This window comes from Allocatelliglobosispora scoriae (assembly GCF_014204945.1).
GTDB classification, from domain to species: Bacteria; Actinomycetota; Actinomycetes; order Mycobacteriales; family Micromonosporaceae; genus Allocatelliglobosispora; species Allocatelliglobosispora scoriae.
On record NZ_JACHMN010000002.1, the window covers coordinates 2,824,216 to 2,847,351 of the forward strand.

At 70.5% G+C, this 23,136-nt stretch carries 15 protein-coding genes; 8 read left to right on the forward strand and 7 right to left on the reverse strand.

The features are described 5' to 3' along the window. Positions 1-89 precede the first annotated feature (89 nt). Positions 90-542, reverse strand: a complete 453-nt coding sequence (locus F4553_RS18265) for a carboxymuconolactone decarboxylase family protein (protein WP_184837623.1) — start codon at positions 540-542, stop codon at positions 90-92. 167 nt (positions 543-709) lie between these two features. On the opposite strand from F4553_RS18265, the gene F4553_RS18270 reads away from it, so the two are divergent. Then, positions 710-2,947 (forward strand): ATP-binding protein, encoded by a 2,238-nt coding sequence (locus tag F4553_RS18270; protein WP_221469939.1) that lies wholly within the window; start codon positions 710-712, stop codon positions 2,945-2,947. A 35-nt stretch (positions 2,948-2,982) separates the two neighbouring features. Here the strand turns inward: F4553_RS18270 and F4553_RS18275 are convergent, their stop codons facing one another. Continuing rightward, on the reverse strand, positions 2,983-3,441 hold the full coding sequence (locus tag F4553_RS18275; protein WP_184837628.1) for an iron chaperone: 459 nt from the start codon (positions 3,439-3,441) through the stop codon (positions 2,983-2,985). Positions 3,442-3,704: 263 nt separating this feature from the next. On the opposite strand from F4553_RS18275, the gene F4553_RS18280 reads away from it, so the two are divergent. Continuing rightward, the gene (locus tag F4553_RS18280) at positions 3,705-5,978 is read left to right on the forward strand and encodes a WD40/YVTN/BNR-like repeat-containing protein (protein WP_184837629.1); all 2,274 of its coding nucleotides are present in this window, start codon (positions 3,705-3,707) and stop codon (positions 5,976-5,978) included. Positions 5,979-6,080: 102 nt separating this feature from the next. On the opposite strand, the gene F4553_RS18285 is transcribed toward F4553_RS18280, so the two are convergent. The 3 genes from F4553_RS18285 to F4553_RS18295 all read right to left on the reverse strand — a co-directional run bounded on the left by F4553_RS18285 (position 6,081) and on the right by F4553_RS18295 (position 9,542). Further along, positions 6,081-7,160: a type I restriction endonuclease gene (locus F4553_RS18285; protein WP_184837631.1), complete on the reverse strand. Its 1,080-nt coding sequence runs from the start codon at positions 7,158-7,160 to the stop codon at positions 6,081-6,083. 396 nt (positions 7,161-7,556) lie between these two features. Then, positions 7,557-8,228, reverse strand: coding sequence for an ABC transporter ATP-binding protein (locus tag F4553_RS18290; protein WP_184837633.1), 672 nt, complete (start codon positions 8,226-8,228; stop codon positions 7,557-7,559). After that, the gene (locus F4553_RS18295; RefSeq protein ID WP_184837635.1) at positions 8,229-9,542 is read right to left on the reverse strand and encodes an ABC transporter permease; all 1,314 of its coding nucleotides are present in this window, start codon (positions 9,540-9,542) and stop codon (positions 8,229-8,231) included. It lies immediately after the preceding gene. A gap of 148 nt (positions 9,543-9,690) precedes the next feature. Between F4553_RS18295 and F4553_RS18300 the strand changes: the two genes are divergently transcribed. Then, a complete protein-coding gene (locus F4553_RS18300; RefSeq protein WP_184837637.1) occupies positions 9,691-10,356 on the forward strand; it encodes a response regulator transcription factor in 666 nt (221 codons plus the stop codon). After that, complete coding sequence (locus tag F4553_RS18305; protein ID WP_184837639.1) at positions 10,353-11,399, forward strand: sensor histidine kinase; 1,047 nt, start codon at positions 10,353-10,355, stop codon at positions 11,397-11,399. The genes F4553_RS18300 and F4553_RS18305 overlap by 4 nt, the downstream gene beginning before the upstream one ends. Here F4553_RS18305 and F4553_RS18310 read toward each other — a convergent pair. After that, positions 11,392-12,546, reverse strand: coding sequence for an acyl-CoA dehydrogenase family protein (locus F4553_RS18310; protein ID WP_184837641.1), 1,155 nt, complete (start codon positions 12,544-12,546; stop codon positions 11,392-11,394). The genes F4553_RS18305 and F4553_RS18310 overlap by 8 nt on opposite strands. Before the next feature lie 192 nt (positions 12,547-12,738). Here F4553_RS18310 and F4553_RS18315 point away from each other — a divergent pair, with 192 nt between their 5' ends. The 4 genes from F4553_RS18315 (at position 12,739) to purE (ending at position 20,955) form a co-directional block, all read left to right on the forward strand. Next, on the forward strand, positions 12,739-14,160 hold the full coding sequence (locus F4553_RS18315; RefSeq protein WP_184837643.1) for a UDP-glucose dehydrogenase family protein: 1,422 nt from the start codon (positions 12,739-12,741) through the stop codon (positions 14,158-14,160). Between the two features lie 235 nt (positions 14,161-14,395). After that, complete coding sequence (locus tag F4553_RS18320) at positions 14,396-19,273, forward strand: SCO7613 C-terminal domain-containing membrane protein (protein ID WP_184837645.1); 4,878 nt, start codon at positions 14,396-14,398, stop codon at positions 19,271-19,273. A 24-nt stretch (positions 19,274-19,297) separates the two neighbouring features. Next, a complete protein-coding gene (locus F4553_RS18325; RefSeq protein WP_184837647.1) occupies positions 19,298-20,473 on the forward strand; it encodes a 5-(carboxyamino)imidazole ribonucleotide synthase in 1,176 nt (391 codons plus the stop codon). Then, a complete protein-coding gene (gene purE, locus F4553_RS18330) occupies positions 20,470-20,955 on the forward strand; it encodes a 5-(carboxyamino)imidazole ribonucleotide mutase (RefSeq protein WP_184837649.1) in 486 nt (161 codons plus the stop codon). The genes F4553_RS18325 and purE overlap by 4 nt, the downstream gene beginning before the upstream one ends. 174 nt (positions 20,956-21,129) lie before the next feature. Here purE and F4553_RS18335 read toward each other — a convergent pair whose 3' ends face one another. Beyond that, entirely contained in the window at positions 21,130-23,115 is a 1,986-nt protein-coding gene (locus tag F4553_RS18335) for an asparagine synthetase B family protein (RefSeq protein WP_184837651.1), read from the reverse strand. Positions 23,116-23,136 lie beyond the last annotated feature (21 nt).

Consider the following 23,136-nt stretch of genomic DNA (forward strand, 5'->3'; position numbering starts at 1 on the left):
CCGCGGTCGCGTTGACGCCCGCACTGCTCACGGACTACGTGCGCTGAGTCATCGACGGCTGGGAGCACCCGCCGGATGCTCCCAGCCGCCTACCCACCCGCCTGCTGACGTGTCGGCACCGCGAGGCGGTCGGTGGCGTTGGCGACGGCGATGCTGAGCAGCAGTGCGGCGAGTTCCCGCTGGTCGAAGTGCTTGGCGGCGATGTCCCACACCTCGTCGGGCACCGCGTCGGGGCTGTCGGCGAGCCGGGTGACGGATTCGGTCAGGGCGAGCGCGGCACGTTCCGCTTCGCTGAACCAGCGTGTCTGGCGCCAGACCGCCACGGTGTCGACCTGTTCCACGGCGGCTCCGTGCCGACGCGCCAGATCTGCGCCGTCGGCCACCCCCGTGCTGGAGCCGTTGATCTGGCCGGCGCGCAGTCGGGTCAGCGCCAGCAGTCTGGCGTCGATCCCTTCCCCCATGACGGCGTCGCCGACCGCGATCAGCGCCGCCCTCGCCTCGGGGAACAGGGTCGCCGGATTCGGCATCCGCTCCGTTGCCATGGTTCTCCCCCACCTTCATCGGCGTGTTCCGACGACAGCAATGGGACCACCGGCGTGAGGGAGCCCGCACCGCCCATGGGACACCGTGGGACAAACACAGTGCCTCCTGGCTGCGACAACACACCTCCGAACCGTGCCGCCAGGCTGGGACGGGTAGCGTGACCCGGATGTCGAGCGTCCAGGAGCGGCTGGTCGACCAGCTCGCTCGGATCAAGGAGCTGAGCGGGCTCAGCCTGCGCGCCCTGGCCCGTCAGGCGGGCCTCAGCAGTTCGTCGCTGTCGCGCTATCTCGCGGGTCAGCTGGTGCCGCCGTGGGAGGCCGTGGTCGCCCTGTGCCGGGCCGTGGATCGCGATCCCCGGCCGCTGCGGGCGCTGTGGGTGGAGGCGTCGAAGGCCGGTGCGGCACCCGCTCCGCGCCGCAACGACCTTCCGGCCGACCTCGCCGACTTCACCGGCCGCGAGGCGGAGGCCGCGCAGATCGCGGAGCTGATCAGCAGCGCGGGTGCGGTGGCGATCGACGGGATGGCGGGCGTCGGGAAGACGAGCCTCGCCGTGCACGTGGCCTACCGGCTCGCACCGTCCTTTCCCGACGGTGGGCTCTATCTCGACCTGCGCGGTTTCACCCCCGGCCAGGAGCCGCTGGAGCCGTCGGCCGCGCTCGGGCAGCTGCTGAGCGCCCTGGGTGTCACGCATCCCCCGGCGGGTGCTGCCGAACGCGCGGCGCTGTGGCGATCGGAGCTCTCCCGGCGACAGGCGCTCGTCCTGCTCGACAACGCGGTCGACGCGGACCACGTCCGCCCGCTGCTTCCGGGGGCGGGACGGTCCGCGGCACTGATCACCAGCCGAAACCGGCTCGTGGAGCTGGACGGCGTACCCCCTGTTTCGCTGGAGCCGCTGCCACCCGCCGCCGCCGCGATGCTTTTCGGCCAGGCGGCCGGCGTCGATCTCACCGATGAGGCGGCGGCTGAGCAGGTGCTGCAGCAGTGCGGCGGGCTGCCGCTGGCCCTGCGGATGGCGGGTGCGCGGCTGCGGCACCGTCCCGGTTGGACCGTCGCGGTGCTCGCCGAGCGGTTGCGCGACAGCGCCAACCGTTTCGACGCCGTCTTCGGCATGTCGCTCAAGCAGCTCGACTCGGACCAGCGCCGCACGTTCCGGCTGCTCGGCGTGGTGCCGGGGACCGACTTCGACGCACCGGCGGCGGTCGCGCTCACCGGCATGCCGCCGGGCCGCGTCGACGCGGTCCTGGAAGAGCTGGTCGACGCGCACCTCGCGCAGGAGCCGTCACCCGGGCGCTTCCGGTTGCACGATCTCATCCGCCGGTACGCCGCAGAGCTCGCCGCCGAGGAGGAGCCGCATGCCGACGCCGCCGTGCGCCGCGTGCTGGACCACTATCTGGCACTGGCGATCGCCAATGACGAGGCGCTGCCGCTGCCGAATCGCGGCGGGGCACCGGGTGACCCGGCCCGGGCCATCGCCTGGTTCGACGCCGAATACGCCAACCTGATCGCGTGCTTCGACGCCGCTGTCCGGCTGGGCGCGGACGAGGTCGTGGCGGACCTGCCACCGGCGATGCGCTCCTGGTTCTTCCGGCACCGCGGCACCGACGACCAGGTTCGCCTGCTCGAAGGCGCCGTGGCAGCGGCGGAACGCCTCGGCCGGACCCGGCAGCGGGCCGCGCTGCTCGTCGACCTCGGCTTCGCCCACGCCGCCGCCGGACGCCTCACCGAGGCGCTCGCCGCCTATGAGCAGGCCGAACCATCGGTCTCCGACGATGACGAGCTCGCGGGCGCGCTGGCCCTGCGCAGCGGTTTCGTGCTCCGGGACCTCGGCGAGCTCGAGGCGGCGCAGGCTCGGTTCCGGCGGGCCGGCACCATCTTCGAGAAGCTCGGGCAGCGGGGCGGGCAGTCCCAGGCGCTCGCCTTCGACGGATGGCTCACCCTCCGGCTCGGCCACCGGCACGAGGCTGCCGAGATCGCGCGGGCAGCCCTCGCGCTCGCGGACGGCTCGGCGAGGGTGACCGGCCTCGTCACGCTCGGTGTGGCGCTGGCGTCGCAGGACGCGGCGGAGTCGCGGCGAACGCTGCAGGAGGCGTTGCAGCTGGCCGAGCTTCCGCACACCAGGGCCTGGTGTCACAACTATCTCGGCGTCGCGCTGCGGATCATGGGCTCGCTCGACGAGGCGCTCGATCACCACCGCACCGCCCTCGAACTGCTGGAGCCGCTCGCCGAGACACAACTGGAGATCGACTTCCTGCCCACCTACGCCGAGACCTGCCGGGTCGCGGGCCGGACCGACGAGGCGCTGGCACTGCACGAGCGCACGATCGAGCTGGCACGAAGGCTCGGGCGGCCCGGCGATGAGCGGCTCGCGAACGAGGCCCGGCAACGCCTCATCGATGGAGGCTGAGGGGCCGACCGAAGCCGGCCCCGTCACTCAGGTCCTCAGCTCGCCGCACGCTTGATCAGCTCGGCGATCTTCTTCTCGTCGGCGGCGGTCAGCTTGGGCAGGGCGAAGGAGACCGGCCACATGGTGCCGTCATCGAGGTTCGCCGGGTCGCTGAAGGCCAGCGTCGCGTACCGGGTCTTGAACTTCTGCGCGCTCTGGAAGTGGCAGACGATCTTGCCGTCCCGGGCGTAGGCGGGCATGCCGTACCACAGCTTCGGCTCCAGGTCCGGCGCCGCGGCCTTGATGATGGCGTGGAGCCGCTCGCCGATGACGCGGTCCGACTCCGGCAGCTTGGCGATCTTGGCGAGCACGTCCTTCTCCGCGTCCGCCGCCTTCGCGCCGCGCCGGGCGCTCGCCTTCAGCTCCTTGGCGCGCTCCTTCATCGCGCTGCGCTCGTCGTCGGTGAAGCCGTCGTAGCCGGTGCTCTTGGCCGCCGCGCTCTTCGTGCCGATCATCTCGGTTCTCCTTTGCATCGGTGTCGCTCTGACAGGAGTCATCTGACCACCGACGCGTCAAGGCCCGCACCGTCCATGGGACACCGTGGGACATCCGGAACGCTCCCCAGCAGCAGAAACGATCAGCATGTCTCGCCGCCGGGGCTGGGACAGGGCCGGATGCCGCCCGGGAGCGGCTCCGCGAAGGGCTTCCTTTAAGTTCGTTTAGCAGCCAAACTATCTGGGTCATGTAACTCCCTCGAAGTATTGAAGGAGACGCCCACATGCAAGACGCGCGTATCTCCCGGCGCGGCCTGCTCACCGCCGGTACGGTCGGCGCACTCGCCGGTGTCGGTGCCCTCGCGGCACCGGCGCTCGGCGGACCGGGTTCGTCCTACACCTGGAGCAACGTCGAGATCGTCGGCGGCGGATTCGTCCCGGGAATCATCTTCAACCAGGCCGAACGCCATCTCGTCTACGCCCGTACCGACATCGGCGGCGCCTACCGCTGGCACCGGCCCACCGGGCGCTGGATCCCGCTGCTCGACTGGGTCGGCTGGGAGAAGTGGGGCTGGACCGGCGTCCTCAGCCTCGCCACCGACGCCGTCGACCCCGACCGGGTCTACGCCGCCGTCGGGACCTACACCAACGACTGGGACCCCAACAACGGTGCCATCCTGCGCTCGCGGGACCGGGGCCGCACCTGGAAGGTCACCGAGCTGCCGTTCAAGGTCGGCGGCAACATGCCCGGCCGGGGCATGGCCGAGCGGCTGGCGATCGACCCGCACCGCAACAGCACCCTCTATCTCGGCACCTCCAGCGGCAACGGGCTGTGGCGCAGCACGGACTTCGGCGAACACTGGGCCAAGGTCGCGAACTTCCCGAACGTCGGCACCTACCGGGCCGACCCCGACGACACCAGCGGCTACTCCAGCGACAACCAGGGCGTTGTCTGGGTGACGTTCGACCCGCGGACCGGCAGCCGCCGCAGGGCGACGCAGACCATCTACGTCGGGGTCGCCGACAAGGCCAACCCGCTCTACCGCTCCACCGACGGCGGGGCGACCTGGGCGGCGGTCACCGGGGCACCCACCGGATACCTGCCGCACAAGGGGGTCCTCGACCACGCCGACGGGTACCTCTACCTCGCCACCAGCGACACCGGCGGCCCCTACGACGGCGGCAGCGGGCAGGTCTGGAAGCTGAACACCGCCACCGGCGAGTGGACCGACATCACACCGGAGAACGGCAGCTGGGGGTACTCCGGGCTCACCATCGACCGCCAGAACCCCGGCACGCTCGTGGTCGCCACCCAGATCGCCTGGTGGCCCGACGTGGTCTTCTTCCGCAGCACCGACGGCGGTGCGTCCTGGACCCGGTCCTGGGACTGGGGCGCATGGCCCGACCGGATCAAGCGCTACGACATCGACATCACCGACGCACCGTGGCTGACCTGGAACGCGACCCCCTCGCTGCCGGAGGAGGCACCGAAGCTCGGCTGGATGACCGAGTCGCTGGAGATCGACCCGTTCGACTCCGACCGGCTGCTCTACGGCACCGGTGCGACGATCTACGGCACCGGCAACCTCACCGACTGGGACTCGGGCGGGAGCGTCCACATCGGCGTACAGGCGAGGGGGCTGGAGGAGACCGCGGTGCTGGACCTCGTCAGTCCGCCGGTCGGGGCGCACCTGCTCTCCGCCGTCGGCGACGTCGGCGGGTTCGTCCACCACGACTTCGCCCATCCCGGCCTGATGTTCGACAACCCGACCCACGGCAGCAACACCAGCCTCGACTATGCCGAGCTTGCACCGCAGGTCATCGTCCGGGCGGGCAACGGCGGCAGCTCGCGCTTCGCGATCTCACGGGACGGCGGGAGCACCTGGACACCGGCGGCCACCCAGCCCGACGGGATCTCGGGCGGCGGGCGGGTGGCGGTCAACGCGGACGGCACGAAGGCCGTCTGGTCACCGGACGGCGCCGCCGTCTCCCACTCCGCCGACGGCGGGGCGACCTGGTCCGCGAGCGCCGGACTGCCGGTCGGGGCGCGGATCGAGTCCGACCGGGTCAACCCGGCCGTCTTCTACGCCTTCAGCGCTGGCGTCTTCTACCTCAGCACCGACGGCGGCGCGTCCTTCGCCGCCACGGCAGCCGCCGGGCTGCCGGTCGCGGGGGATGTGCGGTTCAAGGCCCTGCCCGGCGTGGCCGGCGACATCTGGCTGGCCGGCGGCGAGACCGACGGCACCTATGGGATGTGGCACTCGGTCAACTCCGGCGCCTCGTTCGTGCGGGTGACCGGTGTGCAGGAGGCCGACAACGTCGGCTTCGGCAAGGCCGCGCCGCACAGCCGCTATCCGGCGATCTACACCAGTGCGAAGATCCGCGGCGTCCGCGGCATCTACCGCTCCGACAACGCGGGTCGCGGCTGGGTCCGCATCAACGACGACCGCCATCAGTACGCGTGGACGGGCGCCACGATCACCGGCGACCCGAGGGTGTACGGGCGCGTTTACGTCGGCACCAACGGCCGCGGAATCATCCTCGGCGACCTCTGCTGAGCCCCACGGCCCATGATCGCGTTGTTTCCGGGAAATAGCCCCTTCACCACCTATGCGAGGGGATTATTTCCCGGAAACAACGCGATCATGGGCCTCCGGCGCCTAGCTTGCGATGTTCCTGGCGGCATTCCGGATCGCGTCGGCGTGCAGGTAGATGTCGTCGAGTGAGTCGATCAGGTGGCGGGTCTCCACTTTGTTCTCGTCGAAGGTGCCGAGGTATTTCCTGGACTTGCCGTTGAAGTGCAGGCGCGCGATGGGTCGACGGTTGTTGTCGTCGAGCAGAATCGCGAAGTACGACTTGGCGTCGCGTCCCACAACCCGTTGCGGCTTGACCTCACTGCACGCGATCGCCTTGACGATCTGGAAGCCGGTGAGCTCCTCCAGCGTGGTCTCGACTTCGGTTTCCCGATCGCCTTCGCTCACCGCGTCAGCCTCCGGTGTCTCCTCGACAGGCTGTGCGGGAGTGTTCACATATAGCGCGCTCTTGAGCCGGTCATTCACCTGATCCCTGACGAACTGCGCGGCCGCCTTCGCCACGAGTGGCCGGTACTGCTCACGCACCTTCTGCGTAAACGGTCCGTCGTGAAGGCGCACCGCAAAATACCGGACCCAATCGTCGTCGGGTTCCTTGAACTGATCCGCCATCGCCCGCTTGATCTGGCCGAGCAGCTTCATCTCGCCGGCCGCGAAGATGAGGGAGTCGAGATCGAAACCTTCCTTGGAGAGCTTGCGCAGCTCGGCAAGGTTGGCATCGTCGACGTCTTCCAGATCCAGCACGAGGAACGGCTTCTCGTCCATCAGGTTCGGAGCGTCGAGATCGGTGTAGAAGTGGTAGACCTGACCGTTGGTGAGGATGGCGATTCGCGCCTTCGTCACGGAGAAGTACCGGTACAGCTGCGACGCATGCTCGACCTTCAGCGAATCGCGGGGGTGCTTGCATTCGATGAGGATCTGGACATCGTCGCCACGCTTGATCGCATAGTCGACCTTCTCTCCCCGCTTGGTCCCGTAGTCTGCCGTGAACTCGGGCACGACCTCCAACGGATTGAACACGTCATAGCCGAGGATTCGCTCGATGAACGGCATGACGAAAGCGTTCTTGGCAGCCTCTTCCGTCAGAATCACCGCCCGGTGGTTCCGGACCTTCGTGGCGAGCGCGGCGATCTGCTCCTCGATATCCATGTAGCACACACCTCTGCGAATCCTGCGTCGACCACGGCACCCGTGCTTCTTCGGTGCCTCATCAACAGCCGAGTCCCGATCCTGGGACGACCACCGGATGTTATCGAGCGATTGCGGAGCGCGTACCCACGAAAACCGGCCGACTGCCCCCTCCGTTCGTCGAACAAATACAGCAGAAGGAACCGGCCACGGTATCCATATCGCACCGGACGCCCATCAGAATCGTCGTGGGCCATCGCCGGCCGCGACGGCGACGCCCTACAGCGCGGCTGGAACGCCGGCGGGCGTACCCGCTGATGGCGCCCAGCTCCCGCTTCCGCTGTCGGGACGTGGCTACGACGAACTGGTGGACTTCATCATCAGCCCGTGCACCGGCATCACGACTGATCGCCGTCATCAGCCATTGCCGGCCCCGACGGTGATGCGGCCTTTCGCCAGTGTCAGTGCCTGGTCGGATTGGCGGGCCAGGTGGGTGGAGTGGGTGACGACGATGACGCAGGTGCCCTGCTCGTGGGCGAGTTCGCGAAAGATGTCGATGATGCCCTGTGCGGTGTCGGCGTCGAGGTTGCCCGTCGGTTCGTCGGCGAACAGCAGGTCGACCTCGCAGGCCAGGGCACGGGCGATCGCGACTCGCTGCTGCTGCCCGCCGGACAGCTGCATGACGTTGCGGTGCGCGTCGTCCGCGGTGATGCCGACGCGTTCGAGCAGCTCCACCGCCCGGCGGCGGGATGACCGGTGTCCCGTGATCTCCATTGCGGTGCGGATGTTCTGGGCGGCGGTCATATAGGTGAGCAGGTTGTAGGACTGGAAGATGGTCGCGGCGTGCTTACGACGGTAGGCGCCCAGGCCGAGGGTGCGCAGGTCGGTTCCGCGGTAGCGGATGGTGCCTTCGGTGGGCAGGTCCAGTCCGCTGGCGAGGCTGAGCAGGGTGGTCTTACCGCTGCCCGATGGGCCGAGAATGCTGGTGAAGGTGCCCGCTGCGAAGGTGTGGCTGGCCTTCTTCAGCACCCAGCGCTGCTTGCGGGCGCCCTGGTAGGCATGGCTGACGTTGTCGATCTCGAGGATCATCTATTCGCCTTTCGTGAGGATTTCGCGAGGTTGCAGGCCGACGATCCGGAAGGCGGGGACGGCGACGGCGATGAGCGCGATGAGCAGGCCGATCAGGCCGACGCTGACGATGTCGCCGACTCCGAGCAGGACGTCGAGCTTGTCGATGGGGGCCAGGGCCGGTTCGAGGTCGACACCGGCCCGGCCGGGGATCGGCACGGTCGGCGGCGGTACGTCGGCCAGCTGCCGGCCGAGCAGGGCGTCGGTGACGGGTTGGGCGAGTAGTCCGCCCAGCGCGGTGGCACCGGCCAGAGCGACTGTGGCGATCGCGAGGACCTCGGTGATCTGTTGCGCGACCAGGCGCCAACGCCGTTCGCCCATGGCGAGCAGGACACCCAGCTCGCGGCGGCGTTCGCGCAGCCATAATGCGATGAGCAGGCTGACGATGGCGGCTCCGGCGACGCCGACCAGTCCCACGGTCACCCGGGCGAACGATGCGACGTTCTGGATCGGGCCGATGAGCTGCTGGTACTGCTTGTCGTTGACGGTCAGGCCGAACACGTTCATGTCGAGCCCGGCGGCGGTGGCCTGCTTGCGGAGCGCGTCGAGCTGAGCGGGGTCCTTCAGGGTGTAGACGGCCTCGTTGATCCGCATGCCGCCGTCGAGCTTCTCCTCGGGGTTGAGGCGGCCGAGTGCGTCCAGCGGGACGTACATGAGGTTGCCCGGATCGGACTGCGGGGAGGCCCACTGCTTGGGCGACTGCGCCGGATTGCGGTAGACGCCGACGACTTCGAACTCGCGCAGGTTGCCACCGCCGGCGGTGCCGAGCTTGACCTTGCCGCCGACCTTGAGCCGATTGGCCTGTGCCAGCCGCTCCTCGACCACGACGACGTCGCGGTCCTTGTCGGCGCCGGTGAGTCCCCGGCCCTCGACGATCGTGAACTGGCCGTCGCGAAAGTCTCGCAGCTGCTCGGTGTCGCGCACGCCGTGCAGCGGCAGCACCCGATCATCGCGCATATCGGCGGGCAGACCGCTGGGAGGCGGGATGGTCGAGGCCGGTTTCAGATCGGACGCCGAGGCGTTCTCCAATGTGTAGTTGTAGCCCCTGACCAGGTCAGAGGTACCGATTTTGTCGGCGGCGGTCGTGCTGAGCCGAGCGTTGTCGGGCAGCGTCCCGCCGAATCCACCGTTGGCGAAGGCCTTGTCCATGTCCCACTGAAGCGTGGCCTGCGCCCCGACCCGCCCCTTGGCCGCGGTCGCTGCCGCGTCCGCGGCACGCTGCACCAGCAGGCCGCCCATGACCAGGGTGCAGATCGTGACAAACAGGCCAAACATGATCAGAGTACGGCCTCTGCGTGCGAGCAGGCTCAGCCCCGCTCTCTTGACGAAGTTCATGCCGGTCAGCTCACCAGGCAGCGTGTTTTCCCAGCGTCTGGTCGTTTCCATACGCCCGCCATAACCCAGACATGATGGACTTGACCATGTGCGAGTGCTGATCGTGGAAGACGAGCCCATGCTGGCCCAGGCGCTGGCCGCCGGGCTGCGCCACGAAGCCATGGCCGCCGACATCGCCGCCGACGGACAGCAGGCCCTCGACCGGCTCACGGTCAACGACTACGACATCGTGATCCTCGACCGCGACCTGCCCGTCATCCACGGCGACGATGTCTGCCGACGCATCACCACCGACCATCCGCACTGCCGGATCCTCATGCTCACCGCCGCCGTCCGCCTGGGCGACAAGGTGGCCGGACTCACCCTCGGCGCCGACGACTATCTGGCCAAGCCCTTCGACTTTCCCGAGCTGGTCGCCCGGCTGCGCGCGCTCAGCCGCCGCATCACCCCCGCCCAACCACCCGTCCGGCACTTCGCGGATCTCACCGTCGACCCGCACCGGCGCCACGCCTACCGGAAAGGCCGCTACCTCGACCTGACTCGTAAGGAATTCGCCGTGCTGCTCCTGCTCGTGCAGGCCGAAGGCGGTGTCGTCAGCGCAGAGCAGCTGCTGGAGAAGGCCTGGGACGAGCACGCCGACCCGTTCACCAATGCGGTACGCATCACCATCTCGACACTGCGCCGCAAACTCGGCGAGCCCTCGCTGCTGCATACCCGGATCGGCGAGGGCTATTACCTGGAGGAGCCACGATGACCGTCCGAGCGCGGCTGACCCTCATCTATGGCGCGCTCCTCGCCCTGGTCAGTGCCCTGCTGCTGACCATGGTCTATCTCGTCGTCCGCTACGTGCCGCCATACACGATCAGCGCCGTCGACATGCCCGACGTCGGCATGGGCCAGGCGATCGCGGTGACGCGCTCGAACTTCCTCGACGTGCTCGTCTGGGCCTGCATCGCGGGCTTCATCGTCGTCACCGGCCTGGGCCTGCTCGCCGTCTGGGTCGTCGCCGGGCGGGTACTCAGCCCGCTGGACCGGATCACCGCCACCGCGAGCGAACTCGGCAGCGGCAACCTGCATGAACGCATCGCCCTGTCCGGCCCGGACGACGAACTCAAACGCCTCGCCGACACCTTCGACAGCATGCTCGCCCGCCTGGAGCATGACTTCGACGCCCATCAGCGCTTCGCCGCCAACGCGGCGCACGAACTGCGTACCCCGCTGGCCTCGTCCCGGACGCTGTTGCAGGTGGCGCTCGCCAATCCGGCCGGCTACACCGTGGAGGGCCTCTCCGTCCAGCTGCTCGCCGCCAACGAACGCAGCATCCAGACCACCGAGGCGCTACTGGCCCTGGCCGACGCCACCCACGCCCCGCTGGAGCCGGAGGTCGTCGACCTGACCGAACTCGTACGCTCGCTGCTGCCCGCCGTCGGCGTCACCGCCCGGCTCACACCGTCCTGTGTCGACGGCGATCCGGCCCTGCTGCGGCACCTCGCCGGCAACCTGATCAACAATGCCGTCCAGCACAACATCCCCGGCGGCCGCGTCACCGTCACCGTCGCCGACGACACCCTGACCGTCGCCAACGACGGCCCGCTCGTGACCGACGTGGACCGCCTCTTCGAACCGTTCTATCGCGCCTCGGGTCGAAGCCACACCGGCCACGGCCTGGGCCTCGCCATCGTCCGCGCCGTCGTCGACGCCCACCACGCCCGCCTGACGGCCACGCCCAACCCGACCGGCGGCCTCACCGTCGCGGTGAGGTTCACCGGGCAGGCCGAGCGCGGCGAGGCTAGATGACGCCCTTGAGCAGCTGCCGAGCCATGACGATGCGCTGGACCTGGTTGGTGCCCTCGTAGATCTGCGTGATCTTGGCGTCGCGCATCATCCGCTCGGCGGGGAAGTCCTTGGTGTAGCCGTACCCGCCCAGCACCTGCACGGCGTCCGTCGTGATCTCCATCGCCGCGTCCGACGCGAAGCACTTCGCCGCCGCACCGAAGTAGGTCAGGTCGGCGTCCCCGCGCTCCGAGCGCGCCGCCGCCGCGTAGGTCAGCTCCCGGGCCGCCGTCAGCTTCATGCCCATGTCGGCGAGGAGGAACTGCATCCCCTGGAAGTCGGCGATCGGCTTGCCGAACTGCCGGCGCTCCTGGGCGTACGCCAATGCGGCGTCCAGCGCACCCGCCGCGATCCCGACGGCCTGGGCGGCGATCGTGACCCGGGTGTGGTCGAGGGTCTTCATCGCGGTGGCGAACCCGGTCCCCGGCTCGCCGATGATCCGGTCCAGCGGCACCCGCACGTTGTCGAAGTAGACCTCGCGCGTCGGCGATCCCTTGATGCCGAGCTTGCGCTCCGGGGCGCCGAAGCTGACACCCGGATCCGACTTCTCGATCACGAAGGCGGAGATGCCCTTGGGCCCGATGCCGGGGGTCGTCACGGCGAAGACGGTGTAGTACTCGGAGACGCCCGCGTTGGTGATCCAGCGCTTGACACCGTTGAGAATCCAGTGATCTCCATCACGGTCTGCCCGGGTCGTCATGGAGCCCGCGTCACTGCCGGCCTCGGGCTCGGAGAGGCAGTAGGAGAACATCGCTTCGCCCCTGGCCACCGGGGTGAGATAGCGCTCCTTGAGGGCTTGGTCACCGGAGAGGAGGAGGGGCATCGTGCCGAGCTTGTTGACGGCGGGGATGAGGGAGGAGGAGGCGCACGCGCGGGCGACCTCCTCGATCACGATCGCGGTCGCGAGCGCGTCGGCACCGGCACCGCCGAACTCGGCCGGGATGTGCGGGGCGTGGAAGTCGGAGGAGCGCAGAGCGTCATAGCTGGCCTGCGGAAACTCGCCGTTCTCGTCGGCGGCCGCGGCGTTGGGCGCCACCTTGGCGTCGCACAACTCGCGCACAGCCTCGCGCACGGCGATGTGATCCTCGGAGAGCTGGTAGAGATCAAACATGGCGCGGTCCTCCCACGGTCTCGCAATGTACCGACCAGTAGCTTAACGCCGCCTCAGTTCAGCGAATCATCCGAGTCTGACGTAGGCTGCTTCACCAGTTGCCCTGACCGGCGTAGGCTCGGCGTTCTCACGTCTCGACCGGGGTGGGGACCAACAGTTGAGACGCAGCCGATTCAGAGCGGAGACGATGGCGTGACGATTCCGTACCCGACCACGTTCGTACCCAGCGCCTCGGTGACCCCACCCTCCGGCGCGGCCCGTCCCCGGCTGACCTTCCTGGGCTGCGGTTACCTGGGTGCCACCTACGCGATCTGCTACGCGGAGCTCGGCTACGAGGTCATCGGCTACGACGTCGATGTCGCGAAGATCGAGAACCTGTCGCGCGGCGAGGTCCCCTTCCACGAGCCCGGACTCGATGAGCTGCTGCGGCGCAACGTCGCCTCGGGCCGCCTGCGCTTCACCACGTCGATCGAGGAGACGGCCGACTTCGGCGACGTCCACTTCATCTGCGTCGGCACCCCGCAGCGCTCCGACGGCATGGGCGCCGACCTGCGCTATGTCGAGGCCTCGGTCACCGACCTCGCCAAGAACCTGTCCCGCCGCGCGCTCATCGTCGGCAAGTCGACCGTCCCGGTCGGCACCGCCGAGTGGGTCGAGCGCCTCGTCGAGAAGCACACCTCCGAGGAGCTGGGCGTCGAGGTCGCGTGGAGCCCGGAGTTCCTCCAGGAGGGCTTCGCGGTCGAGGACGTGCTGCGGCCCAACCGGATCGTCGTCGGCGTCAAGACCGAGTGGTCCAACGCCCTGCTCTACGCCGCGCACAAGGGCGTCTTCGACCTCGCCTCGACCGAGGACCGCGAGGTCCCCGTCGTCGTCACCGACTTCGCGACCGCCGAGCTGGTCAAGGTCGCGGCGAACGCCTTCCTCGCCACGAAGATCAGCTTCATCAACGCGATGGCCGAGGTCTGCGAGGTCGCCGGCGGCGACGTCACGCAGCTCGCCAAGGCGATCGGCTACGACCCGCGCATCGGCAACCGCTTCCTGCAGGCCGGTGTCGGCTTCGGCGGCGGCTGCCTGCCCAAGGACATCCGCGCCTTCCAGGCCCGCGCCCAGGAGCTCGGCGCCGGTGAGGCGCTGCGCTTCCTGCACGAGGTCGACCTGATCAACCTGCGCCGTCGGGCCCGGGTGCTGCACCTCGCCGCCGAGCTGCTCGACCGCCGCCAGGGCCCCGCGGGTCCCGACCTCGCCGGCGCCCGCGTGGCCGTCCTGGGCGCGACCTTCAAGCCCAACTCCGATGATGTACGCGACGCGCCCGCCCTCGCCGTCGCCGGCATGCTGCACGAGGCGGGCGCCGATGTCCGGGTCTACGACCCGCAGGGCATCGACAACGCCCGCAAGGCACACCCGGAGCTGACCTTCGAGAAGTCCCTGCAGGAGGCCGTCGCCGAGGCGGACCTGGTCTGCGTACTCACCGAGTGGGCCGAGTTCCGCAACGCCGACCCGGCAGCGCTGGCCGCGATCGTCGGCAAGCGCCTGGTCATCGACGGCCGCAACTGCCTCGACGCGTCGGCGTGGTCGGCGGCCGGCTGGACCTACCGCGGCCTCGGCCGCCCGTAATACTGAATTTTAATGCTGGACACACCGCAATAACTGCAACAAAAGTCAGGATCGATTCGGCACGTCGGATCGATCCTGACTTTTGTTCTAGGACATGCGGCGTGTCCAGCATTAAAATTCAGGGTGGGGTGCGGGTTCGTTGATCCGCATCCTATTCGTGCCTAAATGGGGCTGTTCAAACCTTGCCTTGATTAGGCATGCTGAGGCGACGACGTGCGCGCCTCGGAGGTAGCAGATGGAACAGACCCAGTGCTCCATGTGCGGCCGACTCCGCGACCCCGCCCAACGCTGTCCGAGCTGCGGAAACACCGCCGAGGACCTCGCCGCCGAGCTGGACCGGCTCAACCGGGCGATCGCCGACATGAGCGCCGAGGACCTCACCCTCGCCTCCGCCCGCTCCGGCCTCAGCAAGAAGATGCAGGCGGCCCTGCACCAACGGCGTCTCATCCAGCACGCCGAGCAGGAGCGGCTCAAGGCGGCGAATACCCCGAAGCAGCGCCGACTGCGGCGTAACGACCCGCCGCCCACCGGCTCCATCCCCGCCCAGGGCACCGGGCCGGACCGGCCTCGCGTGGCGCCGCTGCTCAATCAGCCGGCGCCCGAGACCTCGGCCCGTTCGGCGCAGAACCTGTTGCTCGCCCTCGGCGGCCTACTGCTCGGCGTCGCGGCGATCGTCTTCGCCGTCGTCGCGATCAGTTCCTTCAGCCCGGCCGCCCGGGTCACCATCCTCACGCTCGTCACGCTGCTGCTGCTCGGCGGCGCACCGTTCCTGATCAAGGCTCGGCTCACCTCGACCGCCGAGACGCTCGCGACGGTCGGCCTGGTGCTGGTGCCGGTGACCGGCTATGTCGTCGGCATGCTGCCCGGTGTCACCGCCTCGATGACGATCGTCTCCGGGTTCGTCTTCGCGGTCACCTCCGCCGTCGCCTACGGCTATCACCGGCTCACCCTGCTCACCTCGGCCCGGTACGCCGTGGTGATCGCCGTGCAGCCTGTCGTGCCGTTGCTCGCCTTCGACCTGATCCGCGGACCGGCCGGCTGGGCGCTCGTCTTCGCGCTGATGGCCGGTGCCAACGCGGTGATCGCACGTGCCGTGGAGCACTCGCACAGCATGCCGCTGCGGGTGGGCGGCAGCCGCAACATCGGCGACTTCGTCCACCGGCCGGTCGTGCTCGAGGGCGCCTGGTCGAGCTACTGGCTGCGCGAGCTGACCTGGGTGCTGCACGGACTCACCGTCATCATCGCCCTCGCCTTCGGCACGTTCGCGATGATGAGCGCCGACGAGCCGTGGGCCGCCGCCCGGGCGGGCGCGACGGTGCTGCTCGCCGCCGGAATCGGCTTCGCCGGTGCGTCGGTCCTGGCGCTGAAGCCGCTGCCCGAGGTCACCGCCGGAATCCTGACGATCGCGGTCATCGCCGTCGTCGGCCGGGTCACCGCGCTCGCCCTGCCGGGTCGCGAGCTGCTCGCCGTCGCGGTCGCGGCGGTGGTGACCGGGCTCGGCGTCCGGCTGCTGCCCCGAGCCGCCCGACGCGGACCGCAGATCGCCGCGAGCGTGGCCCTCGCGATCATCGGATTCTTCGTGCTCAGCGGCGTTCTCCGGGCGGCGATGGCACCGATTCGGGCCGCGTTCCCGGCCTGGCGCGCCGACCTGAGCACCTTCGGTGTGCGGATGTCCGACGCGGCCGGCCCCGACGGCTGGTCCCTCGTGACGACGATCGCCCTGGTCACGATCGCGGCGGCACTCGCGCTGCCGCCGTCCTTCCGACGCGAGGCGGTCGTCGCGGGTGCCACGCTCACCGGGCTCGCCGCTCCCGCGTCGCTGGGGCTGAGCTGGATCGCCACGCAGTGGCTGCTCACCGCGTGGGCCATCGCGATCGCGGCGGCCGGTATCGGTGTCGTGGGGTCGGCGGTGCCGAGCCAGCGGTTGCGCCTGCCCAGCTTCTCCCGCATCCGCAACCAGGACGGGAGCACGATCGGCCTCTCCGACCGGCTCTTCGGCCCGGTCGTCGAGACACCGGTCGCGCCCGGCCTCGGCGCGGGCACCCGGCGTGCCGCCCGGGCCCACGTCGCGGGCGTCACCATCGTCGGGCTCGCCGCGATCCTCGCCTCCGTGGCACGGCCCTGGTCGACCGCGAGCGTTCTCGTCGCGATCAGCGTGGCGGGCGTGCTCCTCGCCGTCGCGCAGCGGCTCCTGCGCACCGCGGCACCCACCGCCGTGATCGGCGACGCCTGCGCCGGTGCGGTCGCCCTCGCCTTCCCCTCGGCCGTCGCGGCCTCCGTCGTCACCCTGGCGCCCGACGCGCCCACCTCGACGGTGCTCGCCTGCGCCTGCCTCGCCGCGAGCGGCACCCTGGGCTATGTCGCGATGCGGCTCGTCGCGCAGCGCCACATCGGCACACCGTTGGCGGTCGGCGCCGGGCTGGGCGCGCTGGCGATCACTCTTGCGACCTTCGGCGTACCCAACGCGACGGTGCTCGACACGCTCGTCGCGACGGTTCTGCTGGTCGGGGCCGTGCTGCTGGGTCTGAGCAGCTCCATCGACGCCGGGCGGCAGCGCGCCGACCGGCTCCTCGACGGGGCCGACTACGCGGCTGCCGCGGTCACCGCCGGTGGTGTCGCCGCGCTGGCCCGGGCCGCGTCGCTGATCGCACCCGGCATCTGGGTGCTCTCCACCGCGATCATGGTGCTCATCGTCTCGGCCTCGGTGCAGTTGATGCCCGAGGAGTGGCGGCGCGGCCCGATCGCCGGTGTCACGATCGCCGGTGCGGTCGTCCTCGTCATCGCCGGCTACCCCGCGCTCACCGGCGGGTTGCAGGCGATCGCCGTACCGGGCGGGTTGTGGGAGGGCGACCTCGGCAGCGTCGCCGCCGCGTCGTCGCTGGGCTGGCAGGGACCCGCCGCGCTGGTGGTCCTGGCCTGCGCCGCAGCTCTCGGCCTGCCCAAACCGCTCGGCTATGACGCCGCCGGGCTCGCCGTCGGGCTCGCCACGGTCGGCACCCCGGCCGCGCTCGGCGGGCCGTGGTGGTCACCGATCGTCATCGGCCTGGCGATCTCCACCGGATACGCCATCGCCTCCGTCATCGCCCCGGAACCCCGCGCGGGCTATGCCCGGCTCACGGTCGCGGTCGCCCTCGCGCTCTACGCCTTGGGCTCGTCGCTCGTCCGCGACTGGACGACCGCCGCCGCACTCGGCGTCGTCGCCCTCGTCTGCGTCGTGGTCGCGGCCCTCGTCGCCGGGTACGCCAGGATCCGGCTCGGTGACACCAGCATCGACGAGGAAGGTCCCGAGGGCCCGCACCTCAGCCTCATCGGTGGCACCGCGACGGTCGGCGCCCTGCTCGCCGCGCCCGGTGCCGTCGCAGCGCTCGCCGCCACCATGGACCGCGACCCCCGGACGATCCTCGCCGCCTGTCTCGCCACCACCGCCGTCGGTGTGGCGATCCTCGGCGCGGTTCGCAAGGCGGTCCCGGCGTACCTGGGGTGGGCGACGGTCGGCGTCTCCGCCGGTGGCACCATCGTGGCGCTCGCCGAGCTGACCCTGCCCCACCCCACCGGCGTCTACGCCGCCGCGGCGGCCCTGATGTGCGTGCTCATCGAGCTCATCCGCACCGGTACGCCGATGGTGAAACCGATCCGGCCGACCACGCTGGAGCAGCCCGCCTTCCGGCCCGACGAGGCGGTGCGGTGGCGGATCGCGGGGTGGAGCCCGGAGCTGCCGCAGTGGCGCCGCTGGCCGTCCTACCCCGCCGCCGGTGCGTTCGTCGCCGCAGCCCTGCCCGCGCTCATCGCCGTCATCGCCATCGCGCCGACGATCCGGGAAGCGATCGCCACGCCGTACCGCAGCCTCGACGCGATCTGGGAAGGACCGCCCGCGGGAATCGGATCGGCGGTCAACGCCACCGCCGTGCTCACGGCGCTGCTGCTCACCATCGCCGCCGGGATCGCCGCGATCGGTTTCGGCGGCGGGGTCACCAGGTCGGTCACCCGGGTCACCGCGATGGCCGGGCTGACGCTGCTCATCCTGCCCACGGCACTCAACCTCTCCTGGTCTGCGCGGGTGCTCGCCGGGCTCACCGTCTTCACGGTCTGCGTGCTCAGCGTGGCGCTGACGGAGCCTCCCACCGACTCCGACACGGACCGGCCGCTGCGGACGGGGCGGTTGGGCGTACTCCTCATGGGTCTCATCGCCGGTGGGGCGGGCCTGGCCGGCGCGCTCGCGACTCCCGGCATGACGATCTTCACCTTCGGCGGCGCCGTCGCCGTCGGCGCGGCCGCCGCGCTCGGCGGCCGGAGCCAGACCGCGCGCATCCTGGGCTGGCTCGGCGCCTCGGTCGCGGCGGAGCTCTTCGTCGTCGCCATCAGCATCGACGCCGGGCTCGCGCCGCAGTGGACGGCGTTCGGTGTGCTCGCGATCGGTGCGCTGCTCATGACCGGCGCGACCACCCTGCCCCGGCTCGCCCGAGTGGAGGCCGAGTATGAGGCCGCGACCGTCGAGTGGGCCGGGCACATCGCGGCGATCATCGCCCTCGTCGTGGTCGTGCGGGCACCGCATTACATGGCGCCGCTGCTCGCCGCCTGGGGTTCGGTGATCGGCATCGCCCTGATGCGGGCCGGGCTGCGCCCCAACCGCCGGATTGTGCTGCTCGGTGCGATCGGGCTCACCCAGATCATCGCGTGGTGGCTGATCGGCATGTCCGCCGAGAACGTCTCGCCGGAGGCCTACACGGTGCCGTTCGCCGCCGTGGCGCTCATCGTCGGTGCGATCGAGCTGCGCCGACGCCAGGAGCTGCTCGACAGCTGGACCGCCTTCGGGCCCGGGCTCGTCACCGCCTTCGGACCGACCGTCGTGATCGTGCTGGTCACGGAGGCCGCCCCGATCCGGGAGGTCGGGCTCATCGTCGCCGCCGTGCTGACCCTGATCTACGGCTCGGTCCGGCGCCAGCAGGCACCGCTCGCGATCGGCTCGGTCGTCACCGCGATCGCCGCGCTGCACGCACTCTCGCTGGTGAGCCCCTGGCTGATCCTGGTGCCGCTCGGCATCACGCTGGTCATCCTCGGCGCCAGCAGCGAGCGCCGCCGCCAGTTGAGCGAGGGCTACCGGACGCTCCAGTAACGTGAACATTTAAGCTGCTAGGCGATGGATAACCGGACTGGACTACCCGTGGTCGGCATGGTGGGTGGCGGCCAACTGGCCCGCATGACCCACCAGGCGGCGATCGCCCTTGGGCAGTCACTACGCGTACTCGCCACCTCCGCCGACGACGGTGCCGCCCTGGTCGCGGCCGATGTGCAGCTCGGCTCCCACGACGACCTCGCCGCGCTGCGGACCTTCGCCAAGGGCTGCGACGTGGTCACCTTCGACCACGAGCACGTCCCGGGCGAGCACATCCGGGCGCTCGCCGACGACGGCGTCGCGATCTATCCCGGAGCCGACGCCCTGATCTTCGCCCAGGACAAGCTCGCGATGCGCCGCCGCCTCGGCGAGCTCGGCGCACCGATGCCCCGCTGGCGCGAGGTCCAATCGCTCGACGACATCACCGCCTTCGCCGACGAGACCGGCTGGCCCGTGATCGCGAAGGCGACCCGGGGCGGCTATGACGGCAAGGGCGTCTGGGTGCTCCGTGACCCGGCCGCCGCGCAGGAGCTCGTCGCCACCGGCACGGCCCTGATCGTCGAGGAGCGCGTCGCGCTGCGCCGCGAGCTCGCCGTGCAGGTCGCCCGGTCACCGTTCGGGCAGGTCGCGGCCTATCCCGTCGTGGAGACCGTGCAGCGCGACGGCATCTGCGTCGAGGTGCTCGCCCCGGCTCCCGACCTCGATCCCGACCAGGCCGCGCAGCTCCAGGAGCTCGCGATCCGGCTCGCCACCGAGCTCGGCGTCGTCGGCATGCTCGCCGTGGAGCTCTTCGACGACGGCAAGCAGGTCACCGTCAACGAGCTCGCCATGCGGCCCCACAACTCCGGTCACTGGACCATCGAGGGGGCCAGGACCAGCCAATTCGAGCAGCACCTGCGCGCGGTCCTCGACTACCCGATGGGCGACACGGGCCTGACGGCGCCGGTCGTCGTGATGGCCAACGTCCTCGGCGGACCCGAGGGCGGCATCTCGATCGACGAGCGGGTGCACCACCTCTTCGCCCAGGAACCCGGCGTCAAGATCCATCTTTATGGCAAGCAGATCCGGCCCGGTCGCAAGGTCGGACACGTGACCGCGCTCGGCTCCTCGCTCGCCGACACCCGCGCCCGAGCCGCTCGCGCGGCGCACTGGCTGCAGTTCGGCACCGCACTGCCCGAGAACGAGGGAGACCCCGCATGACCGTCGGCGTGATCATGGGCAGCGACTCGGACTGGCCGGTCATGCAGGCCGCCACCGAGGCGCTCGCCGAGTTCGGCGTGCCCTTCGAGGTCCAGGTCATCTCCGCGCACCGGACCCCGGTCGCGATGATCGAGTACGCCCAGGGCGCCGCATCGCGCGGCCTCAAGGTGATCATCGCGGGCGCGGGTGGGGCCGCACACCTGCCGGGGATGGTCGCGTCGACCACCGCGCTGCCGGTGATCGGGGTGCCGGTGCCGCTGAAATACCTCGACGGGATGGACTCGCTGCTGTCGATCGTGCAGATGCCGGCCGGGGTTCCGGTGGCGACGGTGTCGATCGGCGGGGCTCGGAACGCGGGACTGCTGGCGGTGCGGATTCTTGCTGCCGGGGACGCTTCTCTGCTGGCCGCGATGGAGGCTTACCAGGAGTCGTTGGTCTCGGTGGTCGCCGCCAAGAATGCCGCCCTGCTGGAGTCGCTGTAGCGGTCAGCTCCCATCGGTGCCGAGTTTAGGACCAACTCTTCAAGAGTTGCGGCGATCTTGGCGACCCGCCGCAGGCGTCACCGGCGCAAGCGGCGGCTGCGGGCAGCAGCAGCAGACAGTGGCGGGCAGCGCCGGGGTCGTAGCGAGTGCTGCGACTCGGCGGCGGCGTGGCGGTCAGCGGCGGGACTTGGTGGGCTTGGCCTTGCGGGTGGACGGGGTGGCGTGGACCGTGGCCCGCGGGGCCGCCGCCGGGGCGTGAGCGGCGATCACCATCGGGGTCAGCTCGGTGGACGAGCCGAAGGGATCCCCTGCGGCGAGCGCCAGTGCGATGTCGGGATCGCCCGGACCGGACCAGCCGATCACCCGGCCACCGCTGATGACGGCGCAGCCGCGGAACCCGCCCCACGCGGCCGCGGACAGGTTCTTCTCCAGCACGGCGCTGAGCTGCTCGGCCACGAGATCGGGGCGGTCCGGGCGAGGGACCACGCTCACGTTCGCCGGTGAGACCGCCGACGGCCGGGGCAGGCCGACCGCGCGCATCTCGATCATCCGGGAGGCCCACTTACGCGGGAGCAGGAGGGCACCGGCGGCGCGGAGGGCTCCGCCGTGGTCGATGACGGCCTGGACCTGCCACGGTTCGTGCCGGGCTAACCTCGCGAGGCAACGCGCCAGCCCGCCCGGCCGCAGCCGCCACACGTTGCGAGCGAGCCCCTGCGCGACGGCGACGGGCTTGGCTGCGACAAGGAGGTACCACTGCTGGCGCAGGCGGTCGGCGGCTTCGGTGGCGTGGAACGCGAACCGCTCCACCACGAGATCGTCGGCGCGCAGGGCCTCGGTGGTGATCGCGTGGCGGCTCCACTCCTTGCCGTTGACCCGCAGGGACGGCGACGGTACGCGAGCCGACGCCACCGGCTGCGCCACCAGGGTGAGCCAGCGCTCCACGACGAGCCGGCGGAAGAGTGCCTCGGCATCGATGCGGCGTCCGCTGAAGAGCCCGGTGAGTACGCCGACCTGCGACTTCAGCCGCGCGTGCACGAGCGGGGTGAGCTGATCGTCGGTCATCCCGGCGAGCACCTCGACGACACGCGGGTCCGCAGCCGGGCGTCCGCTCGCGGCGCGGGCGGGAAAGCGCAGCTCGACGCCGTAGCGGCTGGCTACGCGGTCGGCGAGGCGCGGGAGGTGATCGCCGTGGGTGGCGCCGTCGAGGAGCACGTCGACCTCGCCGCCGGTGGCGCGTACGGTGGCCCAGATGAGGTAGCTCTCCAGGTCGGGCATGGGCTCGCCGACATCGTGCAGGAAGCTGTCGAGGTCGAGCTCGTCGGCGAAGCACGGCGTGGCCCGGTGCCGGAAGCTGCCCCTCGGGAGCGAGCCGAGCAGGGCGTGTTCGGGGGTGCCGCTCTCGAAGCCGGGGAAGTGCGTGGAGAAGACGGCCAGCGGCAGCGCCTCCATCTCCTCCCCGTGCCGCAGCGCGGCCTCCAGCGCCGTGGCGGTTCCGGCGGAGAGCGACACGCGGCAGCCGACCCGGCGGCTCACCGAGCGCAGCGGCAGCGGGCGCACCTCGGCGACGCGCCCGGTCGGTTCGTGGACGATCGCCTGCTCGGCGGTGACGACGACGACCTGGCCGGGCAGGACGCGGCGGATCTCGGCGAAGAAGGTGGCGGCCGTGTCGTCGCAGCGCCCGGTGGCGAGGAACCGTTCGACCACGGCGCTGTCGGGGTCGGCGGGCACCCCGGCCGCGATGAGCGCGGCGGGTTCGGAGGCGACGAGCGCGCCGCTGCGGGTCCGCGCGTAGTACAGCGGTGCGCCGTCACCGTTGCGCGCCAGCACCAGGCCGTCGCGCACCGGGTCCGCCAATATCAGCGCGTACGCCGAGGAGCCCCCCACCAGCCCCGACGGTCCCCGCTGGACATACTCCCCGACCAGCGTGCCGACCTCCGCAACGCCGTCGACGACGACCGTGCAGCCGTCGACCTCCTGGATGTGCGGCAGCGCCGCCCGGATCACCACGGTGAGCCGGCCGAGGGTGCGGTGCGCGTGCTCGGTGCCTCTGGCGCTCAGCGCGCGGGAGAGCGCCTCGCTGATCTGCTTCAGCTCTTGCTGAGCTGCTGCTTTGGGAGTGTTGCCTGGTGTGGTGCGCAGGAGTGCGGCAAGCCCGGCCATGTCCGGAAATGCTAGCCGCAT